The 12,042-nt window shown below is 54.7% G+C and carries 9 protein-coding genes; all 9 read left to right on the top strand.

Features of this window, described 5'->3' with window-relative positions; translation table 11 throughout:
• Positions 1-89 precede the first annotated feature (89 nt).
• The 9 genes from ACTHTA_RS07355 (at position 90) to ACTHTA_RS07315 (ending at position 12,007) form a co-directional block, all read left to right on the top strand.
• Positions 90-311 (top strand): transcriptional regulator, encoded by a 222-nt coding sequence (locus tag ACTHTA_RS07355; RefSeq protein WP_440364193.1) that lies wholly within the window; start codon positions 90-92, stop codon positions 309-311.
• A gap of 150 nt (positions 312-461) precedes the next feature.
• Entirely contained in the window at positions 462-3,344 is a 2,883-nt protein-coding gene (locus ACTHTA_RS07350) for a DUF5906 domain-containing protein (protein WP_440364194.1), read from the top strand.
• A 406-nt stretch (positions 3,345-3,750) separates the two neighbouring features.
• Complete coding sequence (locus ACTHTA_RS07345) at positions 3,751-4,146, top strand: hypothetical protein (protein WP_440364195.1); 396 nt, start codon at positions 3,751-3,753, stop codon at positions 4,144-4,146.
• 140 nt (positions 4,147-4,286) lie between these two features.
• The gene (locus ACTHTA_RS07340; RefSeq protein ID WP_440364196.1) at positions 4,287-5,042 is read left to right on the top strand and encodes a hypothetical protein; all 756 of its coding nucleotides are present in this window, start codon (positions 4,287-4,289) and stop codon (positions 5,040-5,042) included.
• Between the two features lie 217 nt (positions 5,043-5,259).
• Positions 5,260-5,751 (top strand): terminase small subunit, encoded by a 492-nt coding sequence (locus ACTHTA_RS07335; RefSeq protein WP_440364197.1) that lies wholly within the window; start codon positions 5,260-5,262, stop codon positions 5,749-5,751.
• Positions 5,711-7,747, top strand: coding sequence for a phage terminase large subunit family protein (locus ACTHTA_RS07330; protein ID WP_440364198.1), 2,037 nt, complete (start codon positions 5,711-5,713; stop codon positions 7,745-7,747). Before ACTHTA_RS07335 ends, ACTHTA_RS07330 begins: the two co-directional genes overlap by 41 nt.
• Positions 7,748-8,283: 536 nt before the next feature.
• On the top strand, positions 8,284-8,565 hold the full coding sequence (locus ACTHTA_RS07325) for a hypothetical protein (protein WP_440364199.1): 282 nt from the start codon (positions 8,284-8,286) through the stop codon (positions 8,563-8,565).
• 9 nt (positions 8,566-8,574) lie between these two features.
• The gene (locus ACTHTA_RS07320; protein WP_440364200.1) at positions 8,575-10,134 is read left to right on the top strand and encodes a phage portal protein; all 1,560 of its coding nucleotides are present in this window, start codon (positions 8,575-8,577) and stop codon (positions 10,132-10,134) included.
• Positions 10,115-12,007 carry a phage major capsid protein gene (locus ACTHTA_RS07315; protein ID WP_440364201.1) on the top strand — a complete coding sequence of 631 codons (1,893 nt, stop codon included), beginning with the start codon at positions 10,115-10,117 and terminating at the stop codon, positions 12,005-12,007. Before ACTHTA_RS07320 ends, ACTHTA_RS07315 begins: the two co-directional genes overlap by 20 nt.
• Positions 12,008-12,042: the final 35 nt, after the last annotated feature.

Raw genomic sequence — 12,042 nt, 5'->3', positions numbered from 1 at the left:
CAAAACGCTATATAAACAAAATATGCAATTTGCTATTGACTTGTAAATAGCAAATTGCTAGTATATTGCTATTGATAAAAGGACTAGCGATGACAATCACAGAATTTTTGGAAACACGACAAATGACGGTAAACGCGTTTTCCCGGTTGCTTGGCTGCCATCAGCCGGATTTAACCCGTTGGGCTAAAGGTACGCGCCCGGTACCCGCGCATTGGTGTGTGGTTATTGAGCAAAAAACAGATGGGGCGGTTACTCGAAAAGACCTGCGCCCAAACGACTTTGCGCAAATTTGGCCGGAGCTGGCCGCCTAGTTTCCTCTTTCTTCGGCACTCCCTCCCTTGTGCCGGGGTTTTCGGCGGCTTTCTATTCTTCTTCCCCGCCGTTTTTTTATACCGCCTGCCGCCGTTTACGCAGGGGCAGGCTTTTTTTACGCCTTTTTCAGGCTACCTGAAAGCTGTGTTATGAGCCAACCTATTGATTTTGCCACTATTTCAAGTGCCGCCTTAAGCTCGGTGGACAATCTGCTGGCGGAATGGCTGCCTTCCGGCCGCTATGACGGGCATGAATTTGTGGCGCTCAACCCTACGCGCGCGGATAAAAAGCTGGGCAGCTTCCGCATCAATACCCGCACGGGGGCTTGGGCGGATTTTGCCACGGGCGACAAGGGCGGGGATTTAATCGACCTGTACGCTTACCTGAACAGCTGCAATACGGCGCAGGCGGCGCGCTCGATTGCCGAGCGTTTGAGCCTGGGCGGTTTTGCACCGGTGCAAAAGGTGGCGCTGGATGGTGGCAATGCGGCCAAGCCGGGCAAAAATGCGCGCTGGCAGCCGATTGTGCCGGTGCCGCCCTATGCGCTGAAAACGATGAATTTCCGCCATTCGTTCCGCCAAGGCGAGCGGGCAGAGCCGGTGTTTACTTCGGTGTTCCGCGATGCGGCGGGGCAGGTGCTCGGCGCGGTGGCGCGGTTTATCAAGTCGGACGGCAGCAAACTCGACCTGCCCTACACCTTTTGCGAAAACTTGGATACGCACGAAAAAATGTGGCGCTGGCGCGGCTGGCAGGGTTTGCGCCCGCTGTACGGTTTGGACGCGCTGGCGGCCGATCCCACGCGCCCGGTGCTGGTGGTGGAAGGCGAAAAGTGCAAAAACGCGGCGGATGCGGCGCAGCCGGGCTATGCGGTGATTACTTGGCACGGCGGCGCGGGCAACTGGGATAAGACGGATTGGGCGGCGGTGCAAAACCGGCGCGTGATTCTGTGGCCGGACTGCGATTCGCAGCGCGAAAAGCTGACTGCCGCCGAACGCAAGGCGGGCGTGGATGCGGAGAGTAAACCGTATTTGGACAAATACGCGCAGCCGGGCATGGCGGCGATGCTGGGTATTGCCGAGCGGCTGACGGCGCAGGGCTGCAAGGTGGCGTTTGTGCACACGCCTGAGCCGGGCGTGTGGCCGCCGGGCTACGATATTGCCGATGCGCTGGCCGACCGCGGGCAGCTTATCGATGCGTTGGCGGCGTTGAGCTGGCAGCATTTGGCAGATTATACCGACGAATATGCCGAGGTGTTGGCGGCGGCGCAGGCTTCAGGCTACCTGAAACAGGCTGCCCCGCCTCCCGCACCCGCCACGGGGGGCGAGCCGCCGGAAGGTGAGGCACGCGAAAACACGGGGGGCGGCGGGGAAAATATGCCGGAAACCGCCGAAACGCCGGAGGGCGAAAGCCGCTATCAGGAAAACTTTGCCCGGCTGAAACGGGAATTTGCCCTCATCGAAGGCAAGAGCCGCGCGGTGAGCAGGAAAACGGGCGTGGAATACAGCCGCAAGGCGCTGACCGACCATTTTTGCAAAAAATCGGTGGATAACTGGTTTAATTGGGGGCGTGCGCCGGTGATGACCCAGTATGAGGTGAATAAGCTCAAACGCGACCGGGCGGCGTTTCAGGTAGCCCAAGACGACGACCTGAAAGACATGATGGAGCGCTATGTGTATTTGGACGGTAGCTCCAGTATTTGGGATAACCAGCTGTGGCGCATGATTGACCAGGGCTCTGCCAAGCTGGCGATGGGCAGCCAGTTTAAGATTTGGCAAGACAGCCCGGCGCGTATCGTTAAGCGTTTTGACCGTGTGGTGTTCGAGCCAGGTCGGGAAATGTCGGACGAGTACATCAATATTTATCGCGGGCTGCCGTTGGCGGACAAGGTGCAGTTTCCGCGCCCGCGTGAGGAGATGCCGACTTGGTGGCTGGATGTGTTGGATTTATATCCGGGCTGCCGCGCCATCCAAAAGCTGATCGCGCATTTGTGCAACCATGATTTGCAAGTGATGGAGTTTGTGTATAACTGGCTGGCTTATCCACTACAGCACCCTGGCGCGAAACTGACTACTTCGCTGGTGATGCACGGTGATGTGCACGGTGCGGGCAAATCCTTGCTGTTTGAAGAGATTATCAAGCCGATGTACGGCGATTACGCGGCCACGTTGGGGCAGTCGGATTTGGAGAGCAATTACACGGGCAACCGCTCTGGCAAGCTGTTTATCATCTTCGAGGAGATTTTTAATAACAAACAAAAATATGACCAAACCGGTGCCATGAAACACATGATCACCGGCAAAACGATGCGCATCGAGCGCAAGTTTGTGGACAGCTACGAGGAGGCCAACCACATCAACTGCGTATTTTTATCCAACGAGGCGCAGCCGTTTAAAATCGAGGAAAACGACCGGCGCTACTTTGTGATTTGGCCGAAAAACAGTCTACCTGAAAGCCTGCGCGCGGAATTGGAGGTGGAGCTGGGCGCGGACGGGATACTGCAGTTTTTTATGTTGCTGTTGTCTTTGCCGCTCACTATCAATTACACTAGGCAGCCTGCCGATGACCCCACGCTGCCGGATGTGGTGGTGGAAATCGAAGAGGGCGGCCCGCGTTTCGACCCGCACACCAAACCGCCGATGACGGAGGCTAAGGCCAATGTTATCAATTATGGGCGGCATGGGTGGCAGACGTTTTATATGGAGTGGGAGCGCGGCGAAATCGAGAATATCCCCTACTGCGCGGCGATTACCGGCGATGTGTGGGATTTGTATTTATGGTGGTGCACCAAAAACAACGAGCGGCAGATTTCCAAATCCAAATTCCTGCAGCACATTGCCAGCAAGATGCCAAGGGCGCGGCGGTGGTGGCGTTTGCCCAACGGCCCGCGACCGGAGAAAAAGATGCAGGATAATATCTTCCTCCCGCCCGGCACCCGCCCGCCGCAGGGCACGCCCGAAATGGACTTTATCGGCCCGCAGGTGCTTAGATTCCAGCAGGCGGTGCAAAACCTGCGAAACCCGATAGGCTACTAAACGCTGCACAACTGCACAAAAATGCACTTTTGCCCCTCCCAGCAAATCCACGCCGGGCGGGGCTTTGTGCACTTTGTGCAGTGTGTGCAGCGTTTTTTCGCGCACGCGTACGCGCGTTATATATGGCGTATTTCCTCCTACTCTGCCCGCCTTTTTATTTTTTTTCTCCATGCGTGTAAAAATATACTGCACATACTGCACAAAGTGCACAAATGCCCACCAGATAAGGCTTTCAGTGATTTTCAAAACTGCATAAATATGCACTTTGTGCAAAACTTATAAATACAGGATTTTTTGCCGCTTTATCTGTTGTTTTATTGCGGTTTTTAGTAAAATAGCGGCACAATAAAAAAGCGGCAGAGGGCTGCCGCGTAAGAGGTAACAAAAGGGGCATGAGTATCATGCTGTGTTTGATTTTTCAGAAGATGCGAAAGATGCGCTGATGCGCGAATGGGCGGATTGGAGACGTCGGGCCGTGCAGGTAGGGCCGAACGGCTACAAGCCGAGTTCTTTAAACATTTTGATGGCAGGCGGCACGCCCGGCGGTGGAGGTTTCCATTCAGTGGTGCTCTCCTACGGTGCGGATGTGGATTCGGTGTTTGTGCAAATCGACCGTGCCGTGAACCAACTGCCGATGATTCCTAGGTCGGTGGTGCGCCGATACTACCAGCAACCCGGCACCGTGGATCAGATGGCGGCGGATTTGGGGGTGTCGCGCCGAACGATGTATAAGCTGCGCGATTCGGCTGTTAATTCGGTGTTTACCGATGCGCGGTTAAAAAAGATGTTAAAAGCTGCTTGACAGTTTATGTAAACTGCGCGTAGCATAATATGCAAGCATGGGTTAAGTTGTATATAGCCCATGCGGTCTAGTGCAAAATGTATTACTCCAAAGCCGCCCAGAGTTAAATCTGGGCGGCTTTGGTTTATTGGGAGTGTGCTGTGTTTGTTGTTTCCGCCCGTGTGAAAGCCGATACTGCCACGGCACATCTCAATGCGCTGGAGCGCAAGCAGCTGCCGTTTGCGTATTCGCTGGCGGTAAACCGCACGGCAAAACTGGTAAAGCAAGCGGAAATCGACAAAATGCGGGCAGTATTCGACCGCCCCACGCCCTACACACTCAATAGCCTATATGTAAAACCCGGCACTAAAGCCAACCCATCTGCTTACGTTTGGCTTAAATACGATACCTTCAAAGGCACACCGGCAGAAAAATACCTGCTGCCGCAAATCGATGGCGGCAGCCGCAGCCACAAACGCTTCGAGCGTGCGCTGCAAGGAGTGGGGGCGATGCCGAAAGGCTATTACTGCATACCGGGTAAGTTTGCGCAGCTGGACAATTACGGCAACTGGAGCCGTGGGCAGATTGTGAAAATCCTGTCCTATTTTCGTGCCTTCCCAGAAAGGGGCTACCGCGCAAATATGACCGATGCCGCCCGGCGCCGTTTGGCGCGGGGTACAAAAAATAAACGCGGCTATACCTTCGTGGCTATCGGTAAACGCCAAGGCCGCCGCCGCCCAGGCATCTACCAAATCTTGGCAGACGGCAAACACTGGCGGCCCATTGCTCTGTTTGTTCGGCGGGCTGGATACAGTAAGCGCTTCCCTTACTTCGAGACGGCGGAACATACAATTGATCGTGAGTTCCCCGAGCAGATGCGCAAGGCCATCGAGGCTGCCATAAAATCGGCGCGCTGAAACAAAAGGTACTCCGCCGGCCATCCGAAACGCGGGTAATTCGAACCCCGATTTCTGTTAAGCGACAGGTTGTATTAGCTTCCTTACTTGGTTTTGATAGAGTGGTTTTATTAGATTTAGTTTTTGATTGGACTTGGTTTTTTATTTTTGCCGGGTAGGTTGATTTATTTGGGTCAAATAGTTTGGGTTGGGTGAGTTTTGAGGGGTAAAGGTCGTTATGCTGGTGAACAAAAGGCAGCTTTCGGAAATTGTTGGTGTTTCCGAACGGTCGCTGACGGAATGGCAAAAGGAAGGTTTGCCGGTTGCCAGTTATGCGGACAACCGAGGGCAGGCCAATGAATATGAAAGTGCGGCGGTTATCAGCTGGATGGTGCAGCGGGAGTTGGAGCGGCTGAATAAGGAAAAACCCCGCGACAGGCTGGACAGGCTGAAAGCAGATGCAATAGAACTTGATTTAAAGGAGCGCACGGGGGAATTAGCTCCAGCCGCTTTATTCGAACGTGCATGGGCTGACCATATTTTGGCGGCGCGCACAGAGTTTCTCACTTTGCCGGAGCAGTTGGCGATAGAGTTGAGTGCGACGGCAGGGGTGGAAATTGATCCTGATGCTATTGCTTCGCATATAAACAAAGCGTTGGAAAAGCTGGCGAATTATGGGGCGGAAGACGATGCAGACGACAATGGCGGATATGCAGGCGCGGATGGCTGAAACGGTGGCGCGGGTGTTGCGGCAGGCGTGCCGGAAATGGGCGCCGCCGCGCAAAATTAAAACCCGCGACTGGGCGAACAAGTACCGCTATCTTTCCAGCATAGAGGCCGCCCGACCGGGCAAATACGTTTTGGACGTAACACCGTATCTGGCATGGGAAAACAGCCCGCTTGATGCGCTGGACGACCCGTCCGTGCAAGTGGTTGTTTGCCAGAAATCGGCGCAAGTGGCGTGGACTTCGGGTGTGCTGGGTAACTTTTTGGGCAAATCCATCGATACCGAACCCAGTCCGATACTGGTTCTGTTCCCGAAAGAGGGGGCAGCTAAAGAGTACATGGACGAAAAATTCGTTCCGATGGTCGAAGCGACGCCCGCCTTGCGCGAGAAAGTCGATACCCGTATCCGTGCGCAAGGGCAGCGGCAGTTGTTCAAGAAATTCCCCGGCGGTTTTCTGAAGCTGGTGGGCAGTAACAGCCCCGCCAGTGTGAAATCGTCGCCGGTGCCGATTGTGTGTGTGGAGGAGCCGGACGACTGTAACCTGAACCTGCGCGGTCAGGGCGACAGTATCAAGCTGGCGAAGGAGCGCACCAAAACCTACCGCCGACCGAAAATCGTATTAGGCGGTACGCCGACTATTGCGGGCGTCTCGACAATCGCCGCCGAAATGGAGTTGTCGGACAAGCGCGTCGGTATGGTGCCGTGCCACGAATGCGGCGAAGCCCATGTGTTGAGCTTCGATTACCTTTCCTGCGACGAAGACCCGAACGGCAATCATCCCGTTTTCGGCAAAAAGCTGCCGGAAACGGCGCATTACACCTGCCCGAACTGCGGTGCGGTGTGGAACGACATGCAGAAAAACCGTAATGTGCGTCGCGGTTGGTGGCAGGCGACCGCGCCTTTTCACGGCACGGCAGGTTTTTACCTGAACGAGCTATACAGCCCATTCCCCGGCAGTGTGTTTTCCGAACTGATGAAAAAATGGTTGACCGCGCAATACGAAGCGGACAACGGCGATATATCGCCGATGATTGCCTTCGTCAATTCGTCCATCGGCATTCCGTTTGAGATGACCAACGACGGTGTAAAGGAAGACGAACTGGCAGAACGCGGCGAAGACTACGCCGAAAACACCGTACCGCGCGGCGGCCTGATTCTGACTATGGGCGTGGACGTGCAACATGACCGGCTGGCCGTCATCATCCGCGCATGGGGGCGCGGCGAGGAAAGCTGGCTGATTTGGTGGGGCGAAATCCACGGCAACACGGTGGACGTCAAATCCGACGTGTGGCGCAAACTGGCCGAGATGATATTTCAGACGGCCTACAAGCACGAAACCGGTGCGGGAATGAAAATCGCGGCGGTATCGATAGACAGTTCGGACGGCAATACCTCCGACGCGGTGTATCACTTTGTGCGCGGCTGCCGCGGCGTGAAAGCGGTGAATGTGATGGCGGTCAAGGGCAGCACCAACCCCGATAAAGAGATTTTCAGTCGGGCGCGGGCGATTGACTTGAAACACAAAAACACCAAGGCCGACAAATTCGGCGTACAGGTGTATAGCGTTGGGGTGAGCCGTGCGAAAGACCTGCTTATTGATGAGCACGCCCGAATTAATTTAGAAGGTAGCGGCGCCGGCCGTATGCACTTTTATTCAGGCGTACGCGCCGATTACTGCGGTCAGTTGTTGTCTGAAATCAAAGTGCCGAGCCGGATGAATAAGCACAAAAAAGTGTGGCAGAAAAAAGTAGGAGTGCGAAACGAAGTGTTGGACTGTGAAGTGTACGCACTTCATGCCGCCCGTTCGCTGGGTACGCATACCATGTCTGCCACGCGGTGGGCACTTTATGAATCGGCCTTGTTGCAATCGGAACTGTTTTCAGAACCGAAAGCTGAAGCTGATCAGGTTGTTGGATCTGAAACCGGCCACAAAAACAGCAGCGGTTATTCGGCCGTGAACCGTCGCAAGCGTGGCAGCAATTTTGCAACTAATTTTTAAAATCGTATCCTGATTGCGTAGAATGTCAGGCAACTTCACAGGGATAAGCAGCCTATGTTTCTGTGTCGGAATATTGCTGCCGGGGATTTATTCGCCTCGTTAGACAGTTAGGATATGACAGCCGGAAAGACGGCTTTTAAATCATTGACACGTCGGCGGTGGCACTGCACGACGGTGAAGGACCGAGGCCGGAGAGATGTAGCCGGTACAGTCTGTAAACAGCCCGGCGGTGGCGCGTCGTTAGCAAAGGCAACTGCTACTGTTACTCTCAACCGCCGCCCGGCCTGTAAGTTATGCTTACAAGTTAGGGCGGTTTATAACCGCTTAAAACTATGAAACCAAAATTTTAGACTACATCCGCGCCAATCCCGGCTGCACAACTACCAGTGTTAATAAAGCAGTGCGAGAAGATCGAAGCTGGGCAGATTGGATTAATACGCGCAACGATATAGACAACCTGATTAAAGAAGGGTTGGTCAAATCGAGTGAAGGAAACTGTATCACTTTATTTTATTTAACGGATAAGGCCGTCTGAAATGACTATCCAGCAAATCACCGCCGATCAGCGTGAACAGCAGTTCATAGCCGAATTGGATGATGCCCGTGAAATCTTGCAGGTGCTTAAAACCGCCTATAAGGAACATGCTACCGGCCGTGGCTTGACCAAGCGCTACAAAATTAAAGACCGTGAAATGGAGTTTGTCGATTTGGCAGATTTGCTGAAGCAAATCTGCTATTGGGAAAACGAAATCCGGAAATTTGAAGCTGCTTTAGGTTTTTCAGCCCGGCGTAGCGGACGTATTATTTGCCGATTCTAGGATTACACCATGCCAACAAATAACCCAACCGTGCAAAAGCGCGGTTTTTTTGCGCGGTTGTTCGGCAGGCGGGAAGCCGTCCCGAAAACAGCCCGCCGCAGCTTTGCCGGAGCACGTCCGGTCGGATCGCTGGCTTCATGGCAGCCGCAAAACTGGTCGGCGGATGCCTTGGCGCGGTCAGACCTTGACCGCCTGCGCGCCCGCGCCCGCAGCCTTGCGCGCGACAACGACTACATGCGCAAGTTTCTGAACATGGTCGAAAGCAACGTTATCGGGCGCGATGGTTTTGCCCTGCAAATGCGTGTTTTGCTGGATAACGCCGACAAGCCCGATAACTTGGCGAATAAGGCCATCGAAGAAGCGTTTTCGCGCTGGGCAAGGCGCGGCGTGTGCGACGTTACCGGCCAGATGTCTTTTACCGACCTGCAACGGCTGCTGATTCGCAGCGTGGCGCGGGACGGCGAAGTGCTGATTCGTCATATTTCAGGGTTTGACAATGATTACGGCTATGCGTTGCAGGTGCTGGATATTGACCGTTTGGATACGGGATACAACGTTCCGCAGCAAAACGGGCACAACGCCGTGCGCATGGGTGTTGAGTTAAACAGCTATTCCCGTCCTGTGGCGTACTGGTTGCGGACGGCACATCCGGGCGAATCATACGGACAGACGAATACGGGCAATTTACGCGAACGGGTGCCGGCAGAGCAAATCAGCCATATTTTCCTGCACGACCGCCCGGAGCAGCGGCGCGGCTTTCCATGGGTGGCTTCGTCCATCATCGGCCTGCAAAACCTGTCGGGCTATCAGGAAGCGGCCATTATCGCCGCCCGTGTCGGTGCATCGAAAATGGGCTTTTTCAAACAGACGGAAGACGCCGACAACTTCATGCCGCCGATTGACGGGCAAGAGGTCGATAACGGGCGCGGCAGCATCGATTTAATCGATTCGGTCGAGCCGGGTACGTTCCACGAACTGCCGCAGGGTTACGACTTTACGCCGTTCGACCCGGATTACCCGCACGCCAATTACGACGCATTCGTCAAAGCCAGCCTGCGCGGTATCGCCAGCGGTCTGAACGTGGCTTATCACAGCTTGGCGAACGACCTTGAGGGCGTGAACTTTTCCAGTATCCGCAGCGGGACGCTGGAGGAACGCGACACATGGATGACGTTGCAAAACTGGTTTGCCGAAGCGTTCTTGTATGACGTATTCGATCGCTGGATTGAGGCGGCGTTGCTAATGGGCGCAATCAAGATGCCGTCCGGCAAATCGCTGCCTGCCGGCAAACTGGACAAGTTCAAGGCCTGCAACTGGCAGGGGCGCCGCTGGTCGTGGGTTGACCCGCTGAAAGATATTAATGCGCATAAAGAGGCGGTGGCGCTGACGGTCAAATCCCGCCGCGATATTTGCGCGGAAATGGGTTTGGATTTTGAAGATGTTATTACCCAAATCGAACAGGAAAACCAGATGTTGGCAAGGAAAGGAATCATTGCCGACGTAAAACCGGCCGCATCGGCGGCAGAACCGGAATCGGAGGATAACCCGAATGAAGAAAATGAAGCCTGATAAGGCGCAAATGCAGCAAATGAGCCGCTTTGCCGTATTTCAGCGCGAAAGCGTTGATGTTGAAAAACGGACGGTCGAAGTGGCGTTTTCCAGCGAAGAACCGGTACGCCGCTGGTTCGGTGATGAAGTATTAAGTCATGCGCAGGGTGCTGTTGATTTAAGCCGCCTGAACGGCGGTGGCGCGGTGTTGTTCAATCATGACTGGGACGACCAAATCGGCGTCATCGAACGTGCTTGGATTGATGCCGACAAGCGCGGCCGTGCCTTGGTACGTTTTGGCAACGGTACGAAAGCAACGGAAAAATTCCAAGACGTGCAAGACGGCATCCTACGCCATATCAGCGTCGGCTACCGAGTGGAGCATATGGTATTGGACAATCCTGATGCTGACGATGAGGACTACCGTTACATCGTTACCCGCTGGATGCCGTATGAAATCAGTTTTGTAACCGTTCCTGCAGACCCGACAGTAGGTGTCGGCAGGTCGGTGGAGCCATTTATTGAAAACCCTGTAAACCCAACCCCTGAAAAAGGAAATCGAAACATGGATAAAAATCAAACGCCCACTACGGTGGAAACTCCCGCTGCTGCAACCCCTGCCGCCGCAGCAACCGATACCAACAACACTGCCGAACGCGGTATGCAGAATGAACGCGCCCGCGTTTCCGAACTGTTGGCCATTGGTCGCAGTTACGCCGCCCACGGCGGTATCGAAGCCGCCGAAAAGGTTATTAAAGAGGGTGGCAGTGAAGCCCAATTACGCGCCGCCATCATGGCAAACATGCAGACGAAGCCGACCGTTACCGCCGGTGAAATCGGCATGACGGATAAGGAACAGCGTGAATTTTCCCTTCTGCGCGCCATGTCTGCCGCCGCAACCGGCAAATGGGACAAAGCGGGCTTGGAACGCGAAGTGTCGGAAGAGTTGGAAAAACGACATGGTCGCGCAGCGGCAGGCTTCTTTGTGCCGACTGATTTGATTGCCCGCGCTTACAGCAAAGGCTATGCGGCAAACGGCGGCAACGTCATCGAAAACGACTTCCGCGAAGACTTGTTCATCGAACTGTTGCGCAACAGACTTGCCGTTGCCCAGTTGGGCGCCACCGTACTGGACGGCTTGGTCGGCGACATCACCATTCCGAAACACCTGACCGGCAACACCGTTCAATGGGTGTATGAAAACGGCAGCGCGTCCGAATCGAACGCCACTTTCGGACAAATGAGCCTGAAACCGAAAACCATTACCGCCAATACCGAATTGAGCCGCAAATTCATTTTGCAGTCTTCGCTGTCTGCCGAACAGTTCGCCCGCAGCGAATTGTTGAAAGCGATGATGCTGGGTATCGATTTGGCGGCCATCAACGGCAAAGGTACCGGCAACGAACCGACCGGCATCCTGAACACTGCCGGCATCGGCGCGGTGGAAATCGGTGCGAACGGTGGTGCGCCCGAATGGAAGCATATCGTCGCTTTGGAAAGTGCCATTGCCGCCGCCAATGCCGACATCGGCGATTTGGCCTACATCACCAATGCCCGCGTGCGCGGTTTGCTGAAAACCAAGCTGAAGGCCGACGGCGTGTCCGGCTACATCTGGCAGGACGGCGCAACGCCGTTGAACGGCTACCGTTGCGCGGTATCAAACCAAATTCCGTCCAACCTGACCAAAGGCACGGCGGCCAACAACTGCAGTCCGCTGATTTTCGGTAACTGGTCTGATCTGATGATTGCACACTGGGGCGTTTTGGATGTGATCGTTGATCCGTACACCAAGTCTACTGCGGGCGCGGTACGCATCACCACGTTGCAAGATGTGGATATTGCCGTCCGTCATGTCGAATCCTTTGCCGCCATTAAAGACATCGTGGCTGCTTGATTGTGAAACCCAAGGTCGTCTGAATTTCAGACGAC

The sequence above is a fragment of the Neisseria sp. P0013.S005 genome (assembly GCF_051958425.1).
Lineage (GTDB): Bacteria > Pseudomonadota > Gammaproteobacteria > Burkholderiales > Neisseriaceae > Neisseria > Neisseria subflava.
The sequence above is the reverse complement of the archived record's forward strand: the minus strand, read 5'-3'. Positions and strand labels throughout refer to the sequence as shown.